Origin of the sequence: Rhodococcus sp. YH3-3 (assembly GCF_001653035.1) — a bacterium.
GTDB classification, from domain to species: Bacteria; Actinomycetota; Actinomycetes; order Mycobacteriales; family Mycobacteriaceae; genus Rhodococcus_F; species Rhodococcus_F qingshengii.
Genome location: NZ_BCWH01000001.1, coordinates 1,515,859 through 1,541,617 on the forward strand (window position 1 = coordinate 1,515,859; position 25,759 = coordinate 1,541,617).

25 protein-coding genes and 1 riboswitch are annotated in these 25,759 nt (G+C 63.5%); of the genes, 13 read left to right on the top strand and 12 right to left on the bottom strand.

The features are described from left to right. Position 1: 1 nt before the first annotated feature. Positions 2–529: a cupin domain-containing protein gene (locus tag YH3_RS07020; protein ID WP_007734488.1), complete on the bottom strand. Its 528-nt coding sequence runs from the start codon at positions 527–529 to the stop codon at positions 2–4. Between the two features lie 152 nt (positions 530–681). Here YH3_RS07020 and YH3_RS07025 point away from each other — a divergent pair, with 152 nt between their 5' ends. Together YH3_RS07025 and YH3_RS07030 are read left to right on the top strand one after the other, a co-directional pair. Then, positions 682–1,254, top strand: coding sequence for a TetR/AcrR family transcriptional regulator (locus YH3_RS07025; protein WP_042920278.1), 573 nt, complete (start codon positions 682–684; stop codon positions 1,252–1,254). Positions 1,255–1,391: 137 nt separating this feature from the next. After that, a complete protein-coding gene (locus YH3_RS07030; protein ID WP_064443170.1) occupies positions 1,392–3,254 on the top strand; it encodes a DUF2339 domain-containing protein in 1,863 nt (620 codons plus the stop codon). On the opposite strand, the gene YH3_RS07035 is transcribed toward YH3_RS07030, so the two are convergent. The 3 genes from YH3_RS07035 to trmB are packed head-to-tail and all read right to left on the bottom strand — an operon-like array spanning position 3,229 to position 7,641. After that, on the bottom strand, positions 3,229–6,168 hold the full coding sequence (locus tag YH3_RS07035) for an MMPL family transporter (RefSeq protein WP_007734492.1): 2,940 nt from the start codon (positions 6,166–6,168) through the stop codon (positions 3,229–3,231). The genes YH3_RS07030 and YH3_RS07035 overlap by 26 nt on opposite strands. A gap of 10 nt (positions 6,169–6,178) precedes the next feature. After that, positions 6,179–6,886, bottom strand: a complete 708-nt coding sequence (locus YH3_RS07040) for an NYN domain-containing protein (RefSeq protein WP_003945733.1) — start codon at positions 6,884–6,886, stop codon at positions 6,179–6,181. Further along, positions 6,883–7,641 (bottom strand): tRNA (guanosine(46)-N7)-methyltransferase TrmB, encoded by a 759-nt coding sequence (gene trmB, locus YH3_RS07045; RefSeq protein ID WP_007734493.1) that lies wholly within the window; start codon positions 7,639–7,641, stop codon positions 6,883–6,885. The genes YH3_RS07040 and trmB overlap by 4 nt, the downstream gene beginning before the upstream one ends. Positions 7,642–7,840: 199 nt before the next feature. Here trmB and YH3_RS07050 point away from each other — a divergent pair, with 199 nt between their 5' ends. Beyond that, on the top strand, positions 7,841–8,737 hold the full coding sequence (locus YH3_RS07050) for a GTPase domain-containing protein (RefSeq protein WP_007734494.1): 897 nt from the start codon (positions 7,841–7,843) through the stop codon (positions 8,735–8,737). 178 nt (positions 8,738–8,915) lie between these two features. Here YH3_RS07050 and YH3_RS36600 read toward each other — a convergent pair whose 3' ends face one another. Then, entirely contained in the window at positions 8,916–9,113 is a 198-nt protein-coding gene (locus YH3_RS36600; protein ID WP_238592531.1) for a hypothetical protein, read from the bottom strand. 406 nt (positions 9,114–9,519) lie between these two features. Here YH3_RS36600 and YH3_RS36605 point away from each other — a divergent pair, with 406 nt between their 5' ends. From YH3_RS36605 to epsC, 5 genes are all read left to right on the top strand, one after another. Then, on the top strand, positions 9,520–9,942 hold the full coding sequence (locus YH3_RS36605) for a hypothetical protein (protein ID WP_238592532.1): 423 nt from the start codon (positions 9,520–9,522) through the stop codon (positions 9,940–9,942). A 134-nt stretch (positions 9,943–10,076) separates the two neighbouring features. After that, on the top strand, positions 10,077–10,415 hold the full coding sequence (locus YH3_RS07060) for a DUF6802 family protein (protein ID WP_007734497.1): 339 nt from the start codon (positions 10,077–10,079) through the stop codon (positions 10,413–10,415). 277 nt (positions 10,416–10,692) lie between these two features. Continuing rightward, positions 10,693–12,522 (top strand): phosphoenolpyruvate carboxykinase (GTP), encoded by a 1,830-nt coding sequence (locus YH3_RS07065; protein ID WP_003945806.1) that lies wholly within the window; start codon positions 10,693–10,695, stop codon positions 12,520–12,522. A gap of 181 nt (positions 12,523–12,703) precedes the next feature. Further along, positions 12,704–13,639: a cysteine synthase A gene (gene cysK / locus YH3_RS07070; protein WP_003945916.1), complete on the top strand. Its 936-nt coding sequence runs from the start codon at positions 12,704–12,706 to the stop codon at positions 13,637–13,639. A 5-nt stretch (positions 13,640–13,644) separates the two neighbouring features. Next, positions 13,645–14,223: a serine O-acetyltransferase EpsC gene (epsC, locus tag YH3_RS07075; protein WP_054187999.1), complete on the top strand. Its 579-nt coding sequence runs from the start codon at positions 13,645–13,647 to the stop codon at positions 14,221–14,223. 58 nt (positions 14,224–14,281) lie between these two features. On the opposite strand, the gene YH3_RS07080 is transcribed toward epsC, so the two are convergent. The 3 genes from YH3_RS07080 to YH3_RS07090 are packed head-to-tail and all read right to left on the bottom strand — an operon-like array spanning position 14,282 to position 16,512. Continuing rightward, entirely contained in the window at positions 14,282–14,587 is a 306-nt protein-coding gene (locus YH3_RS07080; RefSeq protein ID WP_064443171.1) for a hypothetical protein, read from the bottom strand. 28 nt (positions 14,588–14,615) lie between these two features. After that, complete coding sequence (locus YH3_RS07085) at positions 14,616–15,563, bottom strand: cation diffusion facilitator family transporter (RefSeq protein WP_003945700.1); 948 nt, start codon at positions 15,561–15,563, stop codon at positions 14,616–14,618. Positions 15,564–15,573: 10 nt separating this feature from the next. Further along, a complete protein-coding gene (locus tag YH3_RS07090) occupies positions 15,574–16,512 on the bottom strand; it encodes an alpha/beta hydrolase (protein WP_082920541.1) in 939 nt (312 codons plus the stop codon). Positions 16,513–16,564: 52 nt separating this feature from the next. Here YH3_RS07090 and YH3_RS07095 point away from each other — a divergent pair, with 52 nt between their 5' ends. The 5 genes from YH3_RS07095 to YH3_RS07115 all read left to right on the top strand — a co-directional run bounded on the left by YH3_RS07095 (position 16,565) and on the right by YH3_RS07115 (position 21,021). Next, a complete protein-coding gene (locus YH3_RS07095; protein WP_082920542.1) occupies positions 16,565–17,173 on the top strand; it encodes a TetR/AcrR family transcriptional regulator in 609 nt (202 codons plus the stop codon). Positions 17,174–17,179: 6 nt separating this feature from the next. Continuing rightward, a riboswitch (cobalamin riboswitch) is annotated at positions 17,180–17,327 on the top strand. Between the two features lie 115 nt (positions 17,328–17,442). Continuing rightward, the gene (locus tag YH3_RS07100; protein ID WP_064443485.1) at positions 17,443–18,450 is read left to right on the top strand and encodes an iron ABC transporter permease; all 1,008 of its coding nucleotides are present in this window, start codon (positions 17,443–17,445) and stop codon (positions 18,448–18,450) included. Next, on the top strand, positions 18,447–19,265 hold the full coding sequence (locus YH3_RS07105; protein ID WP_064443174.1) for an ABC transporter ATP-binding protein: 819 nt from the start codon (positions 18,447–18,449) through the stop codon (positions 19,263–19,265). Before YH3_RS07100 ends, YH3_RS07105 begins: the two co-directional genes overlap by 4 nt. Before the next feature lie 86 nt (positions 19,266–19,351). Beyond that, positions 19,352–20,323, top strand: coding sequence for an ABC transporter substrate-binding protein (locus YH3_RS07110; RefSeq protein ID WP_238592533.1), 972 nt, complete (start codon positions 19,352–19,354; stop codon positions 20,321–20,323). Next, positions 20,320–21,021 (top strand): (2Fe-2S) ferredoxin domain-containing protein, encoded by a 702-nt coding sequence (locus YH3_RS07115; RefSeq protein WP_064443176.1) that lies wholly within the window; start codon positions 20,320–20,322, stop codon positions 21,019–21,021. Before YH3_RS07110 ends, YH3_RS07115 begins: the two co-directional genes overlap by 4 nt. 331 nt (positions 21,022–21,352) lie before the next feature. Here the strand turns inward: YH3_RS07115 and YH3_RS07120 are convergent, their stop codons facing one another. From YH3_RS07120 to YH3_RS36610, 4 genes are all read right to left on the bottom strand, one after another. Then, positions 21,353–22,798: an aldehyde dehydrogenase gene (locus YH3_RS07120; protein ID WP_003945530.1), complete on the bottom strand. Its 1,446-nt coding sequence runs from the start codon at positions 22,796–22,798 to the stop codon at positions 21,353–21,355. A 4-nt stretch (positions 22,799–22,802) separates the two neighbouring features. After that, positions 22,803–23,972 carry a hypothetical protein gene (locus tag YH3_RS07125; RefSeq protein ID WP_064443177.1) on the bottom strand — a complete coding sequence of 390 codons (1,170 nt, stop codon included), beginning with the start codon at positions 23,970–23,972 and terminating at the stop codon, positions 22,803–22,805. Position 23,973: 1 nt separating this feature from the next. Further along, entirely contained in the window at positions 23,974–25,161 is a 1,188-nt protein-coding gene (locus YH3_RS07130) for a phosphotransferase family protein (protein ID WP_007734522.1), read from the bottom strand. A 139-nt stretch (positions 25,162–25,300) separates the two neighbouring features. After that, positions 25,301–25,759: ROK family protein (locus YH3_RS36610; RefSeq protein WP_238592534.1), on the bottom strand; the 459-nt coding region annotated here is incomplete at its 5' end.

A 25,759-nucleotide genomic window follows, 5' to 3' on the forward strand; every position in this document is an offset into this window, starting at 1 on the left:
GTCAGTGACTTTCGATGCCGAATCCCACACCGTGTGTCTGTGCGATCTCGGCGGTGGCAACGAGATCGAATTCGATCCCGAAGTCTGCTTCTACCCGCGCTGCAACCGATTCCGCGGCGGAACCTGCTTCGGCCAGTAGTTTCGGCATCAGTTCGAACAGGTCTTCCATCCCTCCGGGCGTGATGATTTCGAGAATCCGTGCTGGAGCGTCGTCGGGATTCCACACGGCGTGCCACTGGCCACGCGGTTTGAAGATCATGGCGCCGGTCTCCGCGTAGACGACCTCGTCTCCGACCATCGCTGCGACGCGGCCACTTTGAACCACCGTGTACTCGTCTTCCCGGCTGTGGCGATGGACCGGTGAGGTCATCGAATGCGGAGCGATGCGGTGTTGTACAAGAGAGAAACCTCCCTCGGTTTGTTTGTTACGAACCATCATCCGGACGCCGGTGGCCGCGAGGGTCCCGGCGAGGTCTTCGTCCGGTCCGAGGACGGTCGTGGTGGTGTTGTTCGGGGAATTCGGTGACATCGATTTGGTCCTTTGCCGTCGTGAACGTCGTTGGCCGTGCTCCGGTTTGTTGATTCCCGAATCATGTACCAATCGGTCTAGTGATGCAAGGTTTTGGCAATTTATGCACTTCAAGTGTTGTCGATATGTGTACTGATCGGTATATTGAACGTATGTCTACGAGAGATTTGTTGGTCGATGCCGCTGCTGATTTGTTGCAGCGGAAGGGCTACGCCGGAACGGGGGTGTCGGAAGTTCTCTCGGCTAGTGCGACTACCAAAGGTTCCTTGTACTTTCACTTTCCCGGCGGCAAGGAAGAACTCGCAGGCGAGGCTCTGAGGCGACGTGGCGAGGCAATGGCCGATTTCATCCGGCACCTGCTGGAGAGCTCACCCGATGCAGCCACCGCGATCTCGGCATTCGCCGCCGCATTGGCTGCGCGTTTGTCGGATTCGGACTACGAACGTGGATGCGCCCTGGCTACGGCAACACTGGATGCCGCAACCGAATCCGAGGTCATCCGCGGTGCTTGTGCGGACGGGTACAACTCGTGGCTCGCACTGCTGGCTCAGCGCCTCGAGGCAGACGGTTGGTCCCGCGAAGACGCCGAGTCCGAGGCAATTCTCGCTCTGTCCGCACTCGAGGGCGCGCTGGTCCTTGCTCGGGCGCGTCAGGATCCCGCTCCGCTTCACACTTCGGGTCGGCTTCTGTCCGAACGATTGCGGAACGCGGCACCTCGGCGTTAGTGCCCTGTCAGTCGATGATGCAGTCAGTCGATGATGCAGTCAGTCGAAGGTGTCCTCAGTTGAGTACGAGAAGTCCTCAGGCTGATCGAGTAGTACTACTCATCTGATCGGTTCGGCCACGCAGCAAGCTCGAAGCCATGACCACACCGAGCTCTTCCGCCGTCGATCCGCGACTGGTGACCGCCCTCTCGGCCGAGTGCGACAGCATCGGCCGGCAGTTGCGTCACATGGGCCAGAACCTGTCGATCCTGCAGACTCAGCTGGCCTCGGCTACTGCGACCCCGCCCATGCCGGTAGTTCCGGCACCCGCAGCTCCGGTGCCACAGGTGCCGCAGATGCCGCCAATGCGTCCTCAGCAGAGCGTGCCCGCGTGGCAGCCGCCGACGTATCCGGCTGCCGCACCTCGCCAGCCCTGGTGGCAACGCGACGGTGTCATCAGTCGACTCCTGGCCGCGGCCGGTGTTGCCGTCACACTGATCGGCGTCGTGATGCTGCTGGTACTTGCAGCGCAGGCCGGATTCTTCGGACCTCCGCTGCGGGTGCTCGGCGGTGCGCTCCTTTCCGGCGCCTTGGTGTTTGCCGGGGTGCGGGTCCACGGACGACCAGGGGGCAAAGTGGGGGCAATTGCCCTGGCTGCCACAGGTTTTGCAGGGATGTATCTCGATGTCGTCGCAGCCTCCGTTCTCTACGGTTGGGTGACGACACCGCTCGCGGTGGTGATTGCCTTCGGAATCGCCGCCGCCGGCGTTGCCCTCGCCGTGAAGTGGCATTCCGAATCGCTGGCGCTCATGATCGTTCTGGGAGCAGCGCTGCTGGCTCCCGTGTTGACGTCGGGAATATCGTTGACCCTCATCGGTTTCCTCTTCGCGATCCAGTCGGCGACATTCTCCGCCCAGCTCGGTCGTGACTGGAAGTACCTGGGCATGGCGCGCACCGTACCGGTGGTTCTCGCACTGCTCGCAGCGATAGCGTCGGAGTCCATCTTTGACGAATCCGGTAACAGGGCAGTGCAATTGGTGGTCAGTGCCGGCGTGGTTGCAATCGTGGGGGCCGGCTGCGCGATGGTTATGCAGTGGACGGGTTCGCCCTCGCGTGACGGCATTGCAGGGGCGTGGTCCACCGCTACCTTTGTTGACTCGTCCCTTCCGCTGATGAGCGTCGGAGCCGTGCTCGGGCGCACCGAATCCGCAGTGCTGTACGGAATTGCTGCGGCACTACTTCTTTCGGCTGCAGCGGCGGCCAAGCCTTTGCCGACGCAACTGCGATTCGGACTGGGCGCAACCGGCGCCCTCGCATTGTTGCTCTGCTGCTTCTCCGGGGCGACTGAATCTCTGGTCGTACCGCTGATCCTCACGGTCGGAATGATCTTCCTCGGAGTCTCGCTGTATGCGGGTTCGCGCTTCGTCTTCGCACTCGGAACCGCCTTTGCGGCAATCGGATCGATCGGATACCTCACGACGGTTCCGCCGGAAGCGTTGACGACCGCTCGCGCCGCGTCCAGGCAACTCGGTGCGATCACGGCACTCTCGAGCCTGACGGCGATAGGCGCGCTGGTGATGCTGGTCTGGGCGATTCACCGACTGAAGTTGATCGCCGATTCGAATGCAGCGGTTCTATGGGCGGCCGCAGGGTTCGGTGTCCTCTACGCGGTGACGTGCGCGCTCGTCTCATCCGGCGTCGAAATTTTCGACAGTGCAACCGGTTTCGTTGCCGGGCACAGCGTTGCAACCATCGTGTGGATGCTTGCCGCCACGTCAGCGCTGGTGCTCGGATTGAACAACCGCCAGCACGCTCGCGTCTTGCTCGGAGCCGGGCTTGCTCTCACCAGTGCGGCCGTGGCAAAGCTGTTCCTCTTCGACCTGGCCACACTCAGTGGGCTGGTGCGCAGCGTTGCCTTCCTGGTGGTCGGCTTGCTGCTCCTGCTGGTCGGGACACGTTATGCACGAGCCTTCGCCAAGCAGGAGCAGGAGCAGGTCAGCTTCGCTTCTGGCGAGCGATGAGCTCGCTCACGCTGATGGCGCCTGCGTCGTCAGGCCGGTGCCTGCCGGTGGCGTTGTCGTCGCCGTCAGGGGTGGCGTCCGAGACTCGGGGCTCGTTGGTAGGCGAAGGCGAATCCGTGAAAACCCCGTTACGACGCTCCGGAGCGGTCGGTGGAGGCGGCGACTGGGGGGTCGCCTCCACCGAGGTCGGGGCTGAACCGTTTGTTGCAGAGCCGTTGGTAGCACCGTTTGCGGAGCCGTTCCGGCTCGCGCCGTTGGAGCCTGAACTGCTGCTGGCAGCACCGTTGGTCGCCGAACCGTTTGTCCGCGAAGGCGTCCGGACCACCGGCAGTGGACGTGAGGCCGGGGGAGTCTGTTCCCGGGCCCGCAGGTCCGACAACCAACTCTCGATGGGACGCTCGGCCGGCGCAGCGGGCGTGGGGTTTCTGCGCTTGTCGCTGGCATTCGGTTGCGGCCGGTACGAGGGATTGGGTACAGGTGCCTCGATCAGGTTCTGGGGGGCGCTGGCTGCACTCCCGATATCGAGACGACGTCGCGGTGCCGGCTTCTCCGCGGCGGGAGCCTCCGTGTTGGGTGCCTTGATCGCCATTTCGCTGAGCGGAATGGGCTCGGTGAGAGGATCGGGAACGCGAGGTCCGCTTTCCGGCTGTGCAGCCGGGGCAGGCGGCGGCATGACCCGCGAGGCCGCTTCGATCTTGCGCGGCTGCCCCGGTCCGGCGATCGCACCGACAGGCGCGATCTGCGGGACGTTCGCGAGTACCAGCTCGTTGTCGAGGATCGGCTCCCCCAGCCCGATCTTCTGCTGGATCCGCTTCATCCAGGCCGGAGCCCACCAGCAGTCGTCGCCGAGCAGTTTCATGGTCGCGGGGACCAGGAACATTCGGATGAGAGTCGCGTCGATGATCAGCGCGGAGATCATGCCGTAGGAGATGTATTTCATCATCACCAGATCGGACAGGCCGAATGCGCCGGTGACCACGATCAGAATCAGTGCGGCAGCGGTGATGATCCGGCCGGTATGTGCCGTGCCGATACGGATGGATTCGGTAGTACTCGCGCCCTGCGCGCGCGCTTCGACCATGCGGGAGAGCAGGAACACTTCGTAGTCGGTCGACAGGCCGTAGACGATCGCGATGATCAACACCAGGACGGGAGACATGATCGGTCCCGGCGTGAAGTTCAAGAGACCGGAACCGTGCCCGTCGATGAAGATCCAGGTCAGGATTCCGAGCGTCGAACCCAGTCCGAGCGCGCTCATCAATGCGGCCTTGATGGGCAGGACGAGCGAGCCGAACGTCAAGAACATCAGCAAGGTCGTCAGCAGGATGACGGATACGACCATCAGCGGCAGACGATCGAGCAATGCGTCGACGCTGTCCTGCTCGATGGCCGGAGTACCGCCGACCAGCACAGTTGTGCCCTCGGGCCAGTCCGCGGACCGCAGATAGTCGATGGTGGGACGTGCCTCGTTCCGCTCCGTCAGACCGGCCTTGAGGACGTTGACACCGTCCTTCGTCGCAACCTCCGGGGTGAACTTCTCGACCAGACCCGGCGCAGCATTTGCGGTCTTGGAAATCTGACCGAGGGTGGTGTTGTCGGCTCCCTCGATGACGAGTCGAACGGGCTCGGTGCGATTGCCGGGGAAGAGTTCGTCGAACTGCGCCTGCGCGACACGCGTGGGGCTGTCCGGGGGCAGGTACGTCTCGTTGATACCGCCGAACTTGATGCCCGTCAGCGGAATGATCATCAGCAGTAGAGCCGCGACGATCGGGACCGCGACCTTGAGCGGATGCTGCATGACCCAGCGGGTGAGCTTGCCCCAGAAACCGTTCTCGATTTCCTCGTTGGTCTTGGTCTGGCGCAGCTTCTTGAAGGTCAGCGCGTCGATCCGCTTGCCGAGAATGCCGAGAATCGCGGGAAGAATCGTGATGGACGAGATCGCGGCAAGCATGACGGCAGCAATGGCGCCGTAAGCCACCGATTTGAGGAAGCCCTGCGGGAACAACAGCAGACCGCCAAGGCTGACGGCAACCATGGTCGCCGAGAACATGACCGTTCTACCCGCCGTCATGACCGTTCGGCGTACTGCGGTCGGGGTGTCGTACCCCTCGGCTATCTCTTCTCGGAAACGGCTGACGATGAACAGTCCGTAGTCGATCGCCAGACCCAGGCCGACCAGAGAGACCACGGGCGCAACAAACGCGTTGACCTCGGTGAAGTTGGTGATCAGTCGAATGATGCCGTTGGCGCCGATGACGGTCAGACCGCCGACGATCAACGGGAGGGCAGCAGCGACGACGCCACCGAAGACGAAGAACAGCAGGACACCGACAGCAGGAATCGCGAGCATTTCCATGCGCTTGATGTCGTTGGCCATCGTGTCGTTGAGCGAATTCGCGACAGGTTGCAGGCCGGCGAGTTGCACGTCGACGCCGTCGATGTAGAACTGCGACTCGACGTCGCGGAAGTTGTTGGACACCGCGGTGTCGTTGTCTCCGGCGATCGCGATGCTGGTGACCGCGTGTTGCTTGGTCTTGTCCGCCAGGGCCGCCACCGAGAGACCGTTGTCGACCTTGAAGTACGAGCCGTTGATCTTCATGATCTGGTCGGGGTTGTCGGCGACGAGTCGCTGCAGATTGTCGATGACCTTCGCTTGGAACTCGGGGTCGTCGACGGTCTTGCCCTCCGGCGCCGTGTACAGCGCCAGAACGTCACCCGTCGTGCTGCGTCCGAACGTGCCGTCAGCGAGTTTGGCAGCCTCTACCGATTCCGACCCCGGATCGTCCCAGCCGCTCTGGCTGAGATGATCCTGCAGGCTCAGGCCGTACGCAGCGAGCCCGAGGAGCCCCGCCACCATGACAGCGATGACGGTGAAGCGGGCTCGATAGACGATGCTTCCCCAGCTGGCGAACACTGATCAACTCCTACTCGGCAACACTTTTTCGCCCGATGAGCAGGGCAGAAAGCGGTCGGAACGGCTGCAACCAGGCGCCCTCGTCGGGCAGGGTGTCCAGGCTTACCCGTGGCAGAGGCTCACGGAAGACACCTGGGATGTCCTCGAGATCGACGAAGTCCAAGATATCGGACGACACAGCCCAGCTGGCGTGTTCACGGAACCCGAGAACCTGGACCGGGATACCGGTTGCTGCGATGTCCTCGAGAGGTTCGCGGAACGCTTGGCCGTCGGCGGACGCGACCATGATTCCGGCGAGGCCCTCGCCGTACCGGAGCGCGATGTGCTCGAGCATGTCCGAATCGACATCGCTGTCTTCATCGACCTTCGGCTTGGCGAACACCGCGAAACCCACGTTACGCAAGGCTTCGACCCAAGGACGAACGACGTCGGCGCTGCCGGACGCGATGTTGGTGAAGACGGTCGCTTCAGGCTCGAGCGTGCCGCTGTTCTGTGCGGACAGTTCGGCGGTGCGAGAGAGCAGCCAACGACCCAAAGCGTCGAATCGTGGCCGGTAGGCGGCGGTAGGCCGGCCACCGAGGATAGCGCCGAGGCCCATGTCGAGGTTAGGGGCGTCCCAGACCAGAAGCACCCGCTTGGGGTGGCGGGAGTCACGACCGAAGTCGAGAGGAGATTCCGACGACGTCACGTCGTCGGATAGCTGTTCGCTGACGCTCATGCTCTGATCTTCCCCCATATAAGCTCGGTGATTGCACTTCCGACCTTATGGGCTTTGTCCTCGAACTTGGTGACCGGACGCTCGTGGGTCATCGGAGACTCCCAGTCGAGTGCGGTCAGCAGCGGCTCGGCATTGCCGGCTTCTTCGATCCATTCGGCGTACTCGGCGTGATCGGTTGCCACGTGCAGAACTCCGCCGGGCTTGAGGCGGTTGGCGATCAGCGAGAACGTCGGCCCCTGCAGGAGGCGACGCTTGTGATGGCGGGCCTTGGGCCACGGATCCGGGAAGAACACCCGGACGCCCGTCAGGGACTCGGGGGCGACCATGTTCTCGAGTACGTCCATCGCGTCACCGCGCAGTACGCGGACGTTGGGAATTTCTTCGCGTTCGACCTGCTGGAGAAGCTGCGCGAGCCCGGGGCGGTACACCTCGATCGCGATCAGGTTCACGTGCGGTTCCGCCTTGGCCATTGCGGCCGTCGCGGTGCCGGTACCCGAACCGATCTCGATGATCAGGGGTGCTTCGCGTCCGAACCATGCGTTCGCGTCGAGCGGTGTGTCCGAGACGTCGGCGCCGATGAGCGGCCACTGACGGTCCCAAGCCTGCTGCTGTGCGTCGGTCAGCGCACCCCGGCGAGAGCGAAAGCTGGTCACTCTCGGATGGAGACGGGACCCCTTGGTGTGGTCCGTCTGCCCCGTGTCAGGGGTCTGCGGTGCATGCTGATCGGCTTCGTTCACGAACCCATTGTCACGCATGACCCCCGTTTAGCGCAGACGGGTCTGAAGTTTGAGTTGAGACTTTCCACGGAAAGTCCTGAAACCGTCGACTTCGGACTGTCGGCGAAAGGGCGGTGTCACCTGCCGTCCTTGCCGAGAACCTGACAGAATCCCACCGACACGATGGGGACGTGGGGTGGGGATGAACACAGGATTTGCATGCAGTAATTGGTCACGAATGTTGCCCGCAGAATCGATCGACGACGCCTGCGTGGAGCCGATCGATCAGTTGCGCGCTCTGGCATATCGGCTGACATCGATCGATTCGGGAGCCGCCGAGGCGGTTCACTCGGTGCTCGGATCGCTGACAGCGCCGCTCGAATTGGTGGTCGCCGGGCGAGCCGGGGTGGGGCGGTCGTCGTTGGCGCGGATCCTGGGGCGCGACGACCGGTTCTCGCGCAGAGTTGTCGGCGCACCGGTTGTGGTGACCGAGTCGAGGGCATTCGATGTCCCTGGAACGTCGAACCCCGATCTGGGTCGTCGTTGCGTTGTCTACGTGGTGGTCGACGCGGTCCGCGACGTCGACGGCCGAGCCATTGCTCGAGTTTCCGATCGTGTGGTCGTCGCTGCGAACAAGGCTGACTTGTTCGGTCCGCGCTGGGACGAGGCGCTGGGACGGGCGGCGGAAATCTCGGAGAACGTCGGCGTGCCCACGGTTCCGGTGGAGACACTGACCGGGCGCGGCGTCGAAGAGTTGTTCGCGGCTCTCGGACCTGTTCTGGAGGCGCAGTGGTGGGGCCGGGTCGAGCAGATCGGCCCGGCGCTGAGGCGATCTGCCTCGCGCAGCATTGCGGGCAGGGACGAGATCGAGTTGTATCTGAGTTCGGACTCCGCGGTGTTGTTCGGCGCTGCGGCGGCGATGATGAGCCCCGAAATTCGAGCCCTGCGTCAAGGCGAGCCTCCCGATCCTCGTACCGCTGACGACGCGGGCACGTGCAGCCGGTGGTGGGGCGAGCTCGTGGACGAGTCGGAACAGTGTCCGCAACAAAGGGTCTCACTGATTCGACGCGGGTATGTGCGTCGGTGGGCGCAGCTCGGAGGCGATCGCTCTGCCCCGGCGGTGACCGATGAATAGCGTTTCGGTACTTCCGGATTCGGTGCTGCGCGTGGTGCAGCGATGGAATCCGGCATCCGATCCGGGTCGCCAGGTCGCCGCCGAAACATGCAGGGGCACTCGCATTTACGTTGTCGGTCCACCAAGGTGTGGACGGGAAGACGTCGCGCAGATGTTCGATGCTTCGGATGATTGTTCGTCAGTGACACGCGAGGTGGACGCCGACGTCGTACTTCTGGTCGTCGATGCCGCCAGTGTGATCGGACGCGAGGATCTCCTTCTCCTCGGCGACGCTGCGGCGAGCGGAACCCCGGTGGTGGTGGCGCTGACCCGCGTCGACGTCTATCGAGACTGGCAGGCGGTGCGCCGGCGTGATGCCGAGATTCTCGCTTCGCACTGCACCGCTTTTGCGCAGGCTCCCGTGGTCCCGATTGCGCCTGGTCAGGAGCAGTCGCTCGTTGCGGTCGTGAGCCGGGCGGCACGGGAGAGGGAAGCAGGTGGTTCGGATTCCGGAGTCATCGCACAGACGCGCCGGATGATCGAGATGGAGATCCGGAATCTACGTGACGGTGTTCCTGGTGCCGAACTGCGGGCAGAGCGATCGCAGCTGCTCGCAGACCGTGACGGCCGGCGAGGCGAACGCCTGGTGCAGGTGCGAAGCCGACTGCAACGAGCGCGCGGGGATCTGTCACAACAAATCGCCGAGGCAACCCGGGCGACGGTCGCCGGGGCACGTGCATGGGTCGACACGGCCTCGCGAGCCGAAGGGCCCGCCGCGCCGTCAGCGCGGAAACGAGGACCGGGTGACAATTCTTGTCGGCGCGTCCGCGGGTCTCGGCCTCGGCCGTATCGCAGTGACTCCGCTGGAAATGATTCCGGCCTTGGAGTTCGCAAGTATCCCCGTGACGTTGATTCTGGGTGGCGCCGCGGCGTGGTGGTTGGCGCGAACTCGCGGGCTGACGGCGGATCGTGCCTACTCCAGGTCGTGGATCGTCGAATCGATGTCGACGGTTCGCGCACAGTGGGAGCAGCGAGTCCAGAGTGTTCTGCTCGAGGCCGAGGCGGATCTGGGAGCGGCGATCATGGCGGAGAGCCGCGAGCAGGTGGCGTCGGCGCAGGCCCGAATCGTGGAGATCGACGGTGAACTTCGTGAGCTCGCCGCGGCCAGATCGGGTCAGCTCGCGTCGTGCGAGCGCGACCTCGCCGTTTTGAACGCCGCCTACTGATCATTCCGCGAGTGCAGAGTTCTCCACAGTGCCGCAATTTCGGCCTCGACTGATCGTCGGGGTCTGGTAATACGGAGCGGACGGTTTCGGTAGGGGTTGCCGAAGCAGTAGGTCACCATCCAGTAGGGGGAGTAATGGACGCATTTCTGATCACGGCCGGACACATCGACGGGCACGAAGCCGAAGCGCTCGATCCTGGGCGTATCGAGCCCGAGGCCTTCGGGCCCGCGTCGGGACCGGTCGATGCCGGCGACCTGAACTTCGACGCCTTCGACTTGGACGGTGACGGAACGGTCGACAGCCGTGTCGTCCACTCCGACGACGCCGTCGTGATCGTGTCCGATTTCGATCGCGACGGTAGCGCCGATCGCCTCACGATGATCGACTCGGACGGCGACTACTCGGCCTGGGAATGCAGTCGAGACGACGAAGGCGCCCTCGTCTGGCAGAAAATCGATGCCGGAGCGCTCTGAAAAGCTTCCGTTTATGTGCTCTGAGCGCCGGGTAGGCACCTGAACACACCAACTGAATCGTTTCTGTGACATTTCTGACCGCACCCGATTACCTGCAGGTGAACAGCCAGCGTTAACCTCAATACATAGGACACCCGGCGTCCGTGAAATCCACGTGAGTGGATGACGCGGCTGGACCCCGTCGAGAGGGGGACACCGGGATCGACTGGTATCGGGGCGCTGCAGTTCGCATCCGGTGTCACGAGAACCCGGTTCCGGCTCACCCCAGGAGAGTTTGATGACCTCAGCGACCATTCCCGGTCTCAATGGAACTGACGGCACGCCCCCCACGCAGCACAAGGAACTGCTTGCATGGGTGCAAGAGGTTGCCGAACTCACCCAGCCTGATCGCGTCGTCTTCGCAGACGGCTCGGACGAAGAATGGGACCGACTGACAACGAAGTTGGTCGAGGCAGGAACCTTCACCCGCCTCAACGACGAGAAGAAGCCGAACTCTTTCCTCGGCAACTCCGATCCGTCCGATGTCGCGCGAGTCGAATCGCGTACGTACATCTGCTCGAAGGAAGAAATCGACGCAGGTCCCACCAACAACTGGATGGACCCGGCGGAGATGCGCACCCTCATGGGTGACCTGTACCGCGGTTGCATGCGTGGACGCACCATGTACGTCGTGCCGTTCTGCATGGGCCCCCTCGACGCCGAGGACCCGAAGCTGGGCGTCGAGCTCACCGATTCCGAGTACGTCGTCGTCTCCATGCGCGTCATGACCCGCATGGGCAGCAAGGTTCTCGACAAGCTCGGCACCGACGGATTCTTCGTCAAGGCGCTGCACTCGCTGGGCGCTCCGCTGGCCGAAGGCCAGGAAGACGTCGCGTGGCCGTGCAACGACACCAAGTACATCACCCACTTCCCCGAGGATCGTGAGATCTGGAGCTTCGGTTCCGGCTACGGCGGAAACGCTCTCCTGGGCAAGAAGTGCTACTCGCTGCGTATCGCCTCGGCAATGGCGCACGACGAGGGCTGGCTGGCCGAGCACATGCTCATCCTCAAGCTCATCTCGCCCGAGGACAAGGCCTACTACATCGCGGCGGCATTCCCCTCCGCTTGTGGCAAGACCAACCTCGCGATGATCCAGCCGACCATCCCCGGGTGGCGCGCCGAGACCCTCGGTGACGACATCGCCTGGATGCGTTTCGGTGAGGACGGACAGCTGTACGCCGTCAACCCGGAATTCGGTTTCTTCGGCGTGGCTCCCGGCACCAACTGGTCCTCGAACCCCAACGCCATGCGCACCATCGACCAGGGCAACACGGTCTTCACCAACGTCGCTCTGACTGACGACGGTGACGTCTGGTGGGAAGGCCTCGAAGGCGACCCGCAGCACCTGATCGACTGGAAGGGCAACGAGTGGACGCCCGAGTCGGGCACCCATGCGGCTCATCCCAACTCGCGTTACTGCACCCCGATGTCGCAGTGCCCGATCATGGCTCCCGAGTGGGACGACCCGAAGGGCGTGCCGATCTCGGCAATCCTGTTCGGCGGACGCCGCAAGACGACGGTTCCGCTGGTCACCGAGGCTCGCGACTGGCAGCACGGCGTCTTCATGGGTGCAACGGTCGGCTCCGAGCAGACCGCAGCAGCCGAAGGCCAGGTCGGTACGGTTCGCCGCGATCCGATGGCAATGCTGCCGTTCCTCGGCTACAACGTCGGTGACTACTTCCAGCACTGGATCGACCTCGGCAAGTCCGCGGACGCGTCCAAGCTCCCCAAGGTCTTCTACGTCAACTGGTTCCGCCGCGGCGACGACGGACGCTTCCTGTGGCCAGGCTTCGGCGAGAACTCTCGCGTCCTGAAGTGGATCGTCGAGCGTATCGAGCACAAGGCTGCCGGTATCGACACCCCGATCGGCGTCGTTCCCACCGGATCGGCACTCGACATCGAAGGCCTGGACGTGTCGGACGCCGACATCACCGAGGCTCTCGCGGTCAACATCGACGAGTGGAAGGCCGAGATCCCGCTCATCGAAGAGTGGTTCGACTTCGTCGGCGAGAAGCTGCCGACCGGCATTCGCGACGAGTTCGAAGCTCTGAAGCAGCGGTTGGCCTGATAAACCGCCCCCGTATGTAGTGGCCTGATGCCGCATTGGTTCAATTTGATGAACCGATGCGGCATCGGTCGTCTGTATGCCCTTGCCTGTAGCCGTTAAGCAGTTCAGCCGTTATGCAGTTCAGCCGTAAAGCAGTGATCAGCGAGCGGGTCGACACACTCGATCCTCAGGAGGACCAGATATGAGCGGGATCTACAACAACGTGACCGAATTGGTCGGGCGCACCCCGATCGTGCGGCTCAACCGTCTGACCGAGGGCCTGGACGCACAGGTCGCCGTCAAGCTCGAGTTCTACAACCCGGCCAACAGCGTCAAGGACCGGATCGGCGTGGCGATTATCGACGCCGCCGAGAAGTCCGGTGCACTCAAGCCCGGTGGCACCATCGTCGAGGGAACCAGCGGTAACACGGGTATCGCACTCGCCATGGTCGGTGCTGCTCGCGGCTACAAGGTCATCCTGACCATGCCCGAGACCATGTCCACCGAGCGTCGCGTGATGCTGCGTGCTTACGGCGCCGAGATCGTGCTGACCCCGGGATCCGAGGGCATGGCCGGTGCAGTCGCCAAGGCCAAGGAAATCGTCGAGCAGACCGAGAACGCCGTCTCGGCCAGCCAGTTCGCGAACCCGGCCAACCCGGCCATCCACGAGGCAACGACGGGCGAAGAGGTCTGGGCCGACACCGACGGCGCCGTCGACATCTTCGTGTCCGGCATCGGCACCGGCGGCACCATCACCGGCGTCGGACGCACCCTTCGCAAGTACAAGCCCGAGGTCAAGATCGTGGGCGTCGAGCCCATCGACTCGCCGATCCTCAACGGTGGCCAGCCCGGCCCCCACAAGATCCAGGGAATCGGCGCGAACTTCGTGCCCGACGTCCTCGATCGCGAGATCTACGACGAGATCATCGACGTCTCGTTCCCCGATTCCATCGAGGTCGCTCGCGCACTCGGCACCAAGGAAGGCATCCTGGGCGGCATCTCGTCCGGCGCCATCGTCTGGGCAGCACTCGAGTTGGCGAAGCGTCCGGAAAACGCCGGCAAGCTGATCGTGGCTGTCGTGTGCGACTTCGGCGAGCGTTACATCTCCACCCCGCTGTTCGAACACATCCGGGACTGAGACTTGTGAGTATCCTCGGGACAATTCGCGAGGACCTGCAGGCTGCGCGCGGTCAGGATCCTGCCGCGCGCAGCAATGCGGAGAACGCGCTCGTTTATTCAGGGCTGCATGCCATTTGGGCACATCGGGTTGCGCATCGCATGTGGGCCGTCCCCGCGCTACGCGGCCCGGCGCGAGTGCTCTCGCAGCTGACACGCTTCGTCACCGGCATCGAGATTCATCCCGGTGCCACCATCGGTCGGCGGTTTTTCATCGATCACGGCATGGGCGTCGTGATCGGGGAGACGGCCGAGGTCGGTAACGACGTGATGCTCTATCACGGCGTCACTCTCGGTGGTCGCTCGCTCGAACAGGTCAAACGTCACCCGACGCTGGGTGATCGGGTCACCGTCGGCGCTGGTGCCAAGATCCTCGGACCTGTCGTCATCGGTGAAGGTAGCGCTATCGGCGCCAATGCCGTTGTCACCAGAGATGTTCCGGCCGAATCCATCGCGACGGGTATCCCGGCGGTGGCGCGGCCACGGACCACCAAGGAAAAACTGGTGGACCCGAACAGCTACATCGATCCGGCGATGTACATCTGAAGCACTCCTTCTTCGATGGCCACCCTCGTGTAGACGGCGGGTGGCCATCGGCGTCTGTTCAGGCTCGCGTCAGGTGCCACCCGCGACGTCCCAGTACGACGGCAGTCAGAGCGCCCAGTGCTGCTCCGATCAGGGGATAGCAGGCCAGGACGAGCCAGCGTGGATTGTCCGATCGGGCGTCGAAAGCGATGTTCAACGACGACTCGTAGTCCCGAGCCATCTGTACGCCGCGCAGTGGTACGTACGCACCCTGATAGACAATGGTGTCGTCACGACTGGTCAACATGTCGATCGCAATGCCCACCAGGGGAATTCCCCCGACTACAAATCCCAGAACCATCAGAATCACGATCAGTGCGCGCATCGAAAGAGCCTATCGCCCAGCCGAAAGTTCAGACTGCGATCGACGGTTCTTCAGGCGTCGAGAGGGTCAGGATCGCCCGCACGACGCGTGGGCTCTGCTCGAGTGAGCGTTCGAGTTCGCGCAACGTGTGGGCCACTCGGGATTCCGCGTAGTCACCGACCAGATCGACGCTGGCCACCAGGTAGACCTGTCGCGGCCCGAGGTATTCCATACGCAGGAACGTGATTCGGTTGATCTCGGGCAGTTGGGTGAGAGCTTCGACGGCTGCTGCCCGCAGCGTCGGTGAGGCCTCTTCGCCGACCAGGAAGCGGCGGTTCCGATCTATCAGGATGATTGCGATGACCCCGAGGAGAATGCCGACGAAGATGGAGCCGAGGGCGTCGGGGATGGGTGAACCGGTGACCTGGTGCAACAGAACACCGACGAACGCGATGACCAAACCGATAAGTGCCGCAGCATCTTCGGCGAACACGGCCCGAGTCGTCGGGTCGGATGTGTTGAGTGCCTGGGTCATGACGTCGCGGTTCACGGCGGACGCTTCGTTTCGGAGTTGTTTGTACGCCTGCCGGAACGAGATGCCTTCGAGGATGAACGAGACGCCGAGGACGGCGTAGGCGACACCGAAGTCGGACGCCGGTTCGGAATGGAACAGTTCCTGGATGCCATGAGTGATCGAGACACCCGCGCCGAGTGCAAACAGTCCGAGAGCGGCGAACATCGACCAGATGTATGCCTCCCGGCCGTAGCCGAGTGGCTGGTCTCGGTCGGGAACCCTTTTCGAGCGGCGGTTCGCGATCAGCAGCAGCACTTCGTTGCCGGTATCGGCCCAGGAGTGGGTGGCCTCTGCGACCATCGATGCAGATCCGGTGACGATGGCGGCCGCCGTCTTGGCACCGGCGATCAGCGCGTTCGCCGCAAACGCCAGTACGACCGTCGTGGTGCTCTCGTCGGCCGATGCTTCCGTTTCGGTGCTCACGATTCTCAGGCTAGGCGGGTGACGACGGTTTCGTGCGGTGACGCTCGGCGACGGAGTGCAGCAGTGTGGCGACGGCGTCGTGGAACTGCGTCAGGCCCGGCTCTTCGACGGGAAAGTGCCCGCACCCGTCCAGCATCACGAATTCGGTGGGTGCGTTGATGCGGCGGAGGAACTGCAGGCTCAGTTCGGGTGGCGTCCATCGGTCGTCGGCCGGGTGGGTGAGCAGAACGGGCGTCGTCCGAAATGCTTCGGGTGCGGTGTGCTCGAACGAGAAGTAGCTGCTGAGGAATCCGAGTGGCACCCGAACACTGCCACCGCGCGGATCGGTTGCGCACAGCGTTGCGAGCTCCCGATTGCTGCTCATGTTCGCCACGTCGGCGACCCAACGGATGGGCACGCGGATACGGCCCACCAGTCGTTCGGTGCGCCGCATCAGGGGAGCGCCGTAGACACCCATCGGGCCGAACCGCGCCGCGGCAGCTCTGGCCGATGGATCCGAGGGATCGAGCAGGCAGGTAGCGACGACGGCGTCGGCCAGACCGGTCCGCGCGGCCACCTCGTAGGCCAGCAGACCGCCGATGCTGGCGCCCAACAACACAAGCGGCCGATCGTCGGCCGCCTTCTCGGCCCGGACGAGATCGCAGAGGAGATCGATCCACTGCTCGTACCGGACGCCGGCGGGATCGGCTACGACGGTGTCGCCGTACAGCGGAAGGTCAGGGAAGAGGACTTCGGCTCCGAGTTTCACGCCGATCCCGGCGAACGGCCACAACGCGCCCGAGTAGCCGCCGGCGCCGTGGATGCCGAGAACACGAACCGGCGCGTCTGGAACCACGGCCCGTGCGACGTGGACGGTGTTGCCGTTCCACTCCCACCACGTCGGGGTCGGCGCCGGCATGTGGTCGGTGTACCGGGCGGGCATAAACTTCGAGTAATCGGCGCTGGTCACCTACACAATTCTCGGTATCGGCGTCGCGGCTGACAACTCACATCGGAGGACCGTGTCGACTCGGCGGAAAAGGCCCTCCCAGCAGCGCTCGAGGGCTACCTACGACGCGATCCTGGAGGCAGCTACTCGCGTTTTCGCTTCGGAAGCCATGGCAGCGACCACCAACCGGATCGCTGACGAAGCAGGGGTGTCGGTGGGCTCGCTCTACCAGTATTTCGGCGACAAGTACGAGATCCTCTCGGAGTTGGCGAACCGTCACGTGAGTGCTGCGCGGGAGAGTTTTGCGCTCTGCCTTGCCGACATCGTCGAGCGTGAGCTCACCCCGGACGAGGCCGTCCGGATGTTGGTGGAGTGCGCGGTCGAAGTGAACAGTAAGCCGCGAGAGTTCTTTCACCTGCTCTACGATCAGGTTCCGCGTACGCGTGAGCTCATCGAGCAGGTCGAAGAAATGAATCGTCAACTGGTACTAGGCTTTTCGGAGTGCCTCCAGAGCCACGGTTTCAGTGCGGAGGATGCGTTGTTGACGTCGCGGCTGACCGTGACTGCCGTGGACAGTCAGGTGCATCGGGTTGTGCTGGAATCGGATTCACCCGAAGAACTTCGAGTGCGAACGGAAGCCGTCGTACGGCACGCGAGATCGATGATCGGGTCGCAACGTTGATCCGGTGTCGAGAATGGTGACCGCGGTCCGTTATGGTTCTGACGTCATCATCGAGGTAATGGGAAGTCGGTGCAATTCCGGCGCGGTCCCGCCACTGTGAGGTCGTCCCTGCGTCGACCGTAGCCAGATACCACCCTCGTTGACGTTGTGTCATGCCACGAGGATGGATCGGTCACACCATGAATGCTGTTGGCGGAGCTCTGTCTCCACCTACCCACCTGCCTGCGCCGAAGGCTGGTGCACCGCGAGGACGACTCGGTCCGGGTATCGTGCTGCCCGCTCTGGTGATCGTCACCGTGCTCTCTGCTGTGTGCGCGTTGGCGTTCGGATCCGAGATGCTCCCCGTGTCCACTGTGGTGGACGTGGTGCACTCGCGCTTCGGAGGCCCACCCGTCACGCGTTCCGAACTTGCGATCGTGTGGGGGATCAGAGCACCTCGGGTACTGCTCGGTCTGGCCGTCGGCGCTGGTCTTGCCGTCGCCGGCGCGGTGGTGCAAACCCTCGTCCGTAACGCTCTTGCCGATCCCCACCTGCTGGGAGTGTCGTCCGGCGCGAGTGTCGGTGCCACCGCCGTCATCACCACCGGACTGTTCGCCGGCGCGGGAGTGTGGGCGCTCAGTTTCGGCGCGATGATCGGGGCGTTGGGAGCTGCGATTCTCGTCTTCACCATCGCGACGCTGCAAGGCGGTATCACTCCACTGCGATTGGTTCTGACCGGCACCGTTACCGCATCCGCCCTGTCGGCGATCGCGAGTTTTCTGGTGCTGCGTACCAATGATTCCCAGGCCGCGCAGTCCGTATTGTTCTGGCTCCTGGGAAGTTTGGCCGGGGCATCCTGGGACAAGTTGTGGGCGCCGGTCATCGTTGTGTTCCTGCTGACGGCAGCGGTGTTCGCCCTGCACGGTTGGCTGGATGCGCTGGCGGCCGGACCGGACGTCGCGGCTTCGCTCGGTATTCCCGTCCGAACCCTGCGAAACGTGCTGTTCGGCGTGCTGGCAGCGTTGGTCGGCACGATGGTTGCAGTGTCCGGCGCGATTGCCTTCGTAGGCTTGGTCATACCGCACGTCACACGCATGCTCGTCGGAGCCAGACATCGAGTGGTGTTACCGGCGGCAGCACTGATCGGCGCGTCCTTCCTGGTGTGGGTCGACGTCGTGGCGCGGACCTCGTTGCGGCCGACCGAGATCCCGCTGAGCGTGGTGACCGGGGTGATCGGGGCCCCGCTGTTTCTCCTGCTTCTCGGCCGTCGGCGCTACCGATTCGGTGGCAGTTCGTGAGCGCCCGAGCCCTGGCGCTGACCGCGTCCGGAGTAGTTGTCCGCATCGACCGTCGAACCATCGTCAAAGGCGTCGACATCGCGGCCGACGCCGGTGCAGTAGTCGGCGTCGTCGGTCCGAACGGATCGGGCAAGTCGACGCTCTTGCGTGCTCTCGCCGGTCTCGGGCCGATCGCCGGCGGTGACATTCGTGTCGGCGGCGACTCCGTGCACGCGATGTCCGCGCGGTCGAGGGCCAAAGCCATTTCCTTTGTGGCGCAGGAAGAGCAGAGTCCCGCCGATTTGTTGGTTCACGAGTACGTGAGTCTGGGCCGCACGCCACATGCAAAGCCCTGGAGCGTCGGTGGAAAGCACGAGAATGCCGTCGTCGATCGTGCTCTGGGCGAGGTCGGAATGATCGAGCACCGGTTCTCTTCGATGGACACGCTTTCCGGCGGTGAGCGCCGGCGGGTGTTTCTCGCCCGAGGTCTCGCGCAGGACGCCGGTGTGCTCATCCTCGACGAGCCGACCAATCATCTCGACATCCGGCATCAACTCGAACTGCTCGATCTGGTCCGGTCGTTGGACCGGACGGTGATCATGGCACTGCACGACCTCGATTTGGCTGCGGCAGTGTGCGATCGGGTGCTCGTGCTCGCGGATGGAGTGGCCAGGGCGTTCGGACATCCATCCGACGTACTCACCACCTCGGTGGTGGCAACTGTCTTCGGCGTCGAGACTTTCGAGCTCGTGAACCCCGCGACAGGCCGTTCACACCTCGTATTCGAATCACGAAATTCTCAACTACAACAATCATTTTCGGAGAGTGCACTTTGATACATGTCAAGACCCGCGCGTCGTTCGGTGCGGTTGTAGCCGCGACAGCGTTGTTGACAGTTGCCGGCTGCTCAGCAACTGCACCGGTGGACGAAGCTGCAGACAAGACTTCGGTGACATTGGAGAACTGCGGGACCGAAAGCACTTTCCAGCTTCCGATCGAGAACGTCGTTGCGACAAGCAATGCGGCCAATATCGGCACCATTCTCCGAGTCGGCGGTTTGGATCGTCTCGCGGCAGTCGTGTTGAACACGAACAACGACGCGGTCATGGAGTCGATGTTCGGCCCTGGAATTGCGGACGTCCCACACCTGGACGGAACGATCACGATGGAGACGATTCTGGGTAAGCAGGCGGACCTGGTGGTCGGCTCCTACAGTGGCTTGTTCAAGGGAGCCTCCGGTGTGACGCCGGAATCGCTGCAGAGCAACAACATCGATGCATATGTGATCTCCGATAGTTGTCGGCAGAGTGCCGCAGCGGATTCCGCGCTCGGCACGATGGGTCCGTGGGATGCCCTTCGTGCGGACGTGACCAATTACGGAAAGCTGTTCGGAACCGAGGAAACCGCCGCCGAGGCATTGACCGAATTGGATTCGCGTTTGGCGCGTCTGGAGTCGGCGCCAGATGCCGCCGACAAGCCGAAGGTTTTGATCTACGACAGCGGTGAGGAAGATCTGTACACCAGTGGAGGCAACGGAGCCCCCAACGGAATCATCGACGTCGCCGGGGGAACCAATGTGTTCGCCGACGTCGACAACACCTGGTTCAAAGCGAGCTGGGAGACCGTCGCGAAGTCAGAACCCGACGTCATCGTGATCATGGACTACAAGAAGAGCGCTGACGAAGTACAGGGCAAGATCGACGCGATCAAGAGCCGAGAAGGCCTACGCGATCTCGACGCCGTCAAGCAGAACCGCTTCGTCGTACTCCCGCTCGCCATGTTCACCAGTGGATTCCCCAATATCTACGGCGCGGAAGAGTTGCGCGCGAAGATCGAAGAGTTCGGACTCGCTCCGTCGAGCGGGATCGACTGGACAACCGCGCCGTCGGCATGAGCAACAACCGGTGCTCGCGTCGGGTGATTGTCGTACTGCGGCCGACCGTCAGCGGCCTCGACGAGTCGGCCGCGCGACGGATGTTCGACGCTGTTCAGGCGGGCACCGACGCCGACGTTCGCGTTGCGTACCTCGATGTCGCTTCGCCGAGCCTTCACGAGGAACTCGATCGAGCCCATGTCGATGACGTCGACAAGGTCGTGTTGATTCCAGTTGCGGTGCCGAGGGATCGGTACCTGCTCACGTGGACAAGCAAGGCGGTTGCGAACTGGCGCGAAACCCGAATCGACGCCGAACTGGAAGTGACGCTCCATGAAACGGAAACGCTCGAAGGTGCGGTGGCCGGGCAGGTGATCGACGAACTCGACTCGGCGGGAAAGCAGATCACCGCGAGTCCGGCGTCGTATCGCAGTCCGGCTTGGTCCGTGATCGAGCAGCACGATAGGCATCTGTTGGTGTGCAAGGGCCCTCGCTGTATGGCGTACGGAGCAGGACCGTTGCACCGGGCGATGAGCGCGGCGGCCAAAGGTACCTCGTCGAAGGTGACCGGAACCGGTTGTCTGAGCCCGTGCAACCTGGGGCCGTTGGTGATCGCGAACCCCGGCGGTACCTGGTTCGGGCACGTGGACGCCGGTGATGCCGAGGCCTTGGTCTCCGGTCACGAGGATCGATTGGTGGATCACGTTCTGGACCGGTAGATACCGGGTCGGTAAAGCAGAGAACCCGCTGGGCGCGAAGTGCGCTCAGCGGGTTCTGTTGTCCTGTCTCAGGAACCGAAGGGAAGGGTTCCCGGCGGGATCTGGTATCCACTGCTGCCGACGGAGGCGCTGCCCCAGAGTGCGAGGAAAGCGTTGATGGCGTTGGTGAGCATATGAATGTCCTTTGTGAGATGACTGATTCGTTTTCGACGGTACCGGGTGGATCTGTGGATTCGCTGGGAGTTGGCACCCATTTCATGGGGCTGGCACCCGTTCCGGCAGGTCGGAACGGGTGCCAACTGTCAGCAAAGGGTGCCAACTCCCGGGTGGGTCAGCCCACGTAGCCGGGCGGCATGAGTACGGACTTGGTCTCGCAGAAGGCTTCGAGGCCCTCAGGTCCGTTCTCGCGCCCGATACCGGAGTTCTTGTAACCACCGAACGGCGATCCGGGATCGAAGGCGTACCAGTTGATCGCGTAGGTACCCGTGCGGATCTGCGCAGCAACTTCGAGTCCGTGATCGATGTCGGTGGTCCACACCGATCCGGCGAGGCCGTAATCCGAATCGTTGGCGATCTTGATGGCCTCGTCCTCGGAGTCGTACGGAATCACCGAGAGAACGGGTCCGAAGATCTCCTCGCGTGCGATGGTCATCGAGTTGTCCACGTCGGCGAAGATGGTCGGCTCGACGTACCAGCCCTTGTCCAGGCCGGCGGGGCGTCCACCACCGAGTACGACGCGCGCGCCTTCTTCCTTACCCTTGGCGATGTAACCCTCGACGCGCTCGCGCTGCTTCTCGGAGATCAGCGGGCCGAGTTGTGCTGCGGGATCGGACGGATCGCCGACGGTCATGAAGCCTGCGGCGGTCTTCATTCCCTCGATGACCTCGTCGTAACGCGAACGGGGAGCGAGGATTCGGGTCTGAGCGACACAGGCCTGACCGGTGTTCATCAGGCCGGACATGACGAGCATCGGCATTCCGGCGGCGATGTCGGCGTCCTCGAGGATGATCGCGGCGGACTTGCCACCCAGTTCGAGGGAGCAGCGCTTGAGGTTCTGTGCGGCGATGGCACCGATCTTGCGGCCGACGGCACTGGATCCGGTGAACGTGATCTTGTCGATGCCCGCATGAGAGACCAGATATTCGCCGGTCTCGGCTCCGCCGGGGAGCACGGAGATGACGCCTTCGGGAACGCCTGCCTCGGTGAAGATCTCGGCGATCACGTGGACGGAGAGAGGGGATTCGGGTGCGGGCTTGAGCAGTACGGTGCAGCCGGCGAGCAGTGCGGGGGCCAGCTTGTTGATCGCCAGGAACAGCGGGACGTTCCAGGCCAGCACGGCGGCGACGACGCCGACGGGCTCACGGGTCACCTTGGTCTGCCCGAATGCGCCGGTGCGCTTCTCTTCCCACGCGAACTTGTCGGCCAGCTCGGCGTAGTAGCCCAGCGTCGCCATCGACGGGGTCTGCTGCATCATGCCGACCATGGCGGGCGGCTGGCCCATCTCGTTGGAGATGAGCTGGTTGATCTCCGCGCTGCGCTCTTCGATCAGCTTGGCGGCCTTGGCGAGGATCGCGCCGCGCTCGGCGGGGGTGGTGCGTGACCACGGTCCCTCGAACGCCGCGCGGGCTGCGGACACGGCCGCGTCGATGTCTGCCGGTGCTGCGATGGGACAGCTGCCGACGCGCTCCTCCGTTGCGGGAGAGAACACTTCGAGTACCTGGTCGGTGGCCGGGGCCACCCATGCTCCACCGATGTAGAGCTTGTCGTAGTCAGTCATCAATTCATTCCTCGGTGTTGTCGGTCGCCGCGAGGGCATACGCGTCGTCTGCCTGTGCGGTGTCGGTGAAACTGGTGAATCCGTATTTCTCGTGCGGTCCGATGGCGGCTACCTCGAAAAGACCGGTGCCGGTGTTGGTGTTCGTGCCCTCAGCGAGAGTGAAGGACGCGAGATTGTCGACGGGGGAGAACATGCGTTGGAACGGTTCGATCTCGTGGACCTTGTGGCGCAGTCCCTGTACGACGAGTTCGCCCTGCCACATTCCGTGACGCCAGTCCTGTTCGAGCCCGTAGCCGGTGCCGATTCCGATGTAGTTGGCCAGCAACAGTTCGCAGGTGACGGTCAGGACTTCACCGCCCGGCCGGTGAAAGGTGACTCTCGCCCCGGTGACGTCGCGGGTGTCGGGGCAGAACGTCAGCTCGTGTTCGGGCCGGCCGAGCCATTCGTTGTCCCTGGCTTCGTCCGGCCACACTCGCATGGCTTCTTCGACGATGCGCCTGCCCTGCTCGTCTTCCTGCATGATCACCGAGATCGTGAACTCGTCGAACTGCATGACCGCGTAGATCCAGAAGAAGTTCTGGATTCCGTCGACGGCGCGTCTGCCTTGCGGTTCGGCTTCACCGACCGGACGCACACCCCACGAGCGGTCGCGGTTCCCCCGCCACGTCTTCGGGTCGATCACGAACTCCTCCCCGTCGACGGTGAGCGATCCGGTCCAGGTTCCGGTCTGCAGGAAGCGTGAGGTGTCGAACGTGACTCGTTCGAGTTGACGGCGAAAGTGCTTGGGCTCGAGCGCCGCCGGGATGGTGGCGTCGAAGGTGATGTCGAAGGAGAGATCGTATTCGCTGCCTGGTTCGAGGACGACGCGGAGCTTCTGCAGTCCTTCGAGCACTTCGATGCGCAAAGGTCCGACGGTGGTGTCGGTGCGGTCGGCGCCCAGAGCCTTCGACATACGAGCAACGATGTGGTCGTCACCGCGGCGCAGTACCGCGAAGGCGTCCATGACGCCGAGGTTGGGGTACTGGCCGAGTCCGACGATGAGGAACACGTCGGGGGATTCCGTGGGGTAGCAGTTGAAGTAGTAGCGGTCGTAGAAGTTTCGATCCGAGGTGGCTACGTGACGGATCGGTTCGGCGATCTGGTGAACGGGGTAGTCGTCCATCGGTGAGAGCATGTCAGGCCAACCTCTCCCAGTAGGTACCGTCCAGCATGGCGGCCAGCGAAGCGCGGTGCATGATCATGTCGTCAGGGTCTTCGGGTCGCTGTGACTGGCCGAAAGCTATGGCACGGGCCTGGATTCGCCACATGATCACCGCCTGGCGAAGTGCAGCGTACGTAACGTAGAACTCCAGATCGTGTGGGGTGTGGCCGGTGATCTCGGCGTAGGTCTGCGCGAGATCCGGCAGTCGAAGGAAGTCGGGAAGGCCGGGTAGGTTCGCAAGTCCGGCGATGTCCTCGAAGAACCTGTGCAGGAATGCCATCCAGCCCAGATCCATCTCTCGTGGGCCGAGAGTTGCCATTTCCCAGTCCAGTACGGCTACCGGCGCGAAGTCCTGGTACATGACGTTGCCGATGCGCGAGTCGCCCCAACAGAGCACGGCCGGAGAATCGTCCGCGGGATTGTTCTCCTCGATCCAGTCGAGGGCACGTTCGATGAGCGGTGATCTGATCCCGTCGGAGACCACCCACTCGTAGTACGCGCGCTGCTCGGCGATGTGCGCCGTGAATGCTTCTCGTGCAGTCGTTCCCGAATTCGGGAGTCGGAGGAAGTCGAAACGCTCACCAGGTTTGTCGATGGCATGCAACTGAGCCAGGACGTCGACCGAGCTGCGCTGCAGGGTCTTTCGCTGCTCGGGAGACGCTTCGGTGACCCACGATCCGAAGTTGTACGGCATGACGTCCGGTGGCACGTCGCCGGAGATGCGTTCCATCACGAAGAACGGCGCACCCAACGCGTCCGGGTCGGATTCCGACCAGTACACCGCGGGTACGGGCACTGCCGAGTGCTCGCGCACCTGAGCCATGGTGCGGAACTGGGATTCGAGGTCGTAGGCAGGAAAGACCGGCATGGTCGATTCCGTCGGCGCCACCCGAGCGACCAAGGGATGATGTTCGCCGTCCCAGGTGGCGTCGAAGAGGATGGTTTCGCTGGACATGCCGTTGGCTGCGGGCAAGGTGACGTCGGCGACGGTCACAGTGGATCCACTCGGCACCTTGCCGGCCATCCACCGTTCCAGGCGCTCACGGAGGTCTTCGGTGTCGCGGAGGGAATCGCTTGGTCGGGCGACCTGGGCGTGATGCTCGGTTTCATCGGTCGAAGAAGCAGTCGAGGCAACGTCAGATGAGGAAGCGTCTGGGCTCACGGTCACCTCCTTCCCGTAGGCGTCACGTGCAATGCCCGTAACGGTGTGAGTCAGAACACTAAAACACGTTACAGAAATTGGGAACAGGTGGCACCCGTTTAGTGGGACTCCCTGCGGATTTATCGGGGAAGAACGCGTGTCAGATAACGGCGGTGAGCGCGAGCAAGCCCGCACCGGTCAGAGTTCCGGCGCCACCCAGCTCGGCGGGAACGATCCGGAGCCCGGCGATGAACGACAAACGGGCATGTCGGGCAGCCGCGTCGAGCATCGGTTCCCACAGCGGTGTACCCGACTGGGCGAAACCGCCGCCGATCACCGCGAGGTCCACGTCCAGGAGGGCAGCCGCCGAGGCGATGGCACCACCGAGCGCCGTGCCTGCACGGTGAAGCGCGTCCACGGCGATCGCGTCGCCGCTGTGTGCACCCTCGGCTAGTTCACGGCCGGTGTTCCCCGACCAGCCCTGGCTACGAGCCCATCGCACCGCGGACGGTCCACTTGCCACCGTCTCGAGGCAGCCGACGCCCCCGCAGCTGCACGGTTCGGCAGATCCTGGAACGACGATGTGGCCGATGTGACCGGCGTTCCCCGTGCGACCCCG

Bases quoted from the DNA above. Each gene is read 5' to 3' on its own strand.
- YH3_RS07025 (WP_042920278.1), top strand. From the start codon at position 682: ATGTCTACGAGAGATTTGTTGGTCGATGCCGCTGCTGATTTGTTGCAG.
- YH3_RS07050 (WP_007734494.1), top strand. From the start codon at position 7,841: ATGTTGCCCGCAGAATCGATCGACGACGCCTGCGTGGAGCCGATCGAT.
- YH3_RS07060 (WP_007734497.1), top strand. From the start codon at position 10,077: ATGGACGCATTTCTGATCACGGCCGGACACATCGACGGGCACGAAGCC.
- YH3_RS07030 (WP_064443170.1), top strand. From the start codon at position 1,392: ATGACCACACCGAGCTCTTCCGCCGTCGATCCGCGACTGGTGACCGCC.
- trmB (WP_007734493.1), bottom strand. From the start codon at position 7,641: ATGCGTGACAATGGGTTCGTGAACGAAGCCGATCAGCATGCACCGCAG.
- YH3_RS07020 (WP_007734488.1), bottom strand. From the start codon at position 529: ATGTCACCGAATTCCCCGAACAACACCACCACGACCGTCCTCGGACCG.
- YH3_RS07080 (WP_064443171.1), bottom strand. From the start codon at position 14,587: ATGCGCGCACTGATCGTGATTCTGATGGTTCTGGGATTTGTAGTCGGG.
- YH3_RS07120 (WP_003945530.1), bottom strand. From the start codon at position 22,798: ATGACTGACTACGACAAGCTCTACATCGGTGGAGCATGGGTGGCCCCG.
- YH3_RS07040 (WP_003945733.1), bottom strand. From the start codon at position 6,886: ATGAGCGTCAGCGAACAGCTATCCGACGACGTGACGTCGTCGGAATCT.
- YH3_RS07065 (WP_003945806.1), top strand. From the start codon at position 10,693: ATGACCTCAGCGACCATTCCCGGTCTCAATGGAACTGACGGCACGCCC.
- YH3_RS07115 (WP_064443176.1), top strand. From the start codon at position 20,320: ATGAGCAACAACCGGTGCTCGCGTCGGGTGATTGTCGTACTGCGGCCG.
- YH3_RS07125 (WP_064443177.1), bottom strand. From the start codon at position 23,972: ATGCTCTCACCGATGGACGACTACCCCGTTCACCAGATCGCCGAACCG.
- cysK (WP_003945916.1), top strand. From the start codon at position 12,704: ATGAGCGGGATCTACAACAACGTGACCGAATTGGTCGGGCGCACCCCG.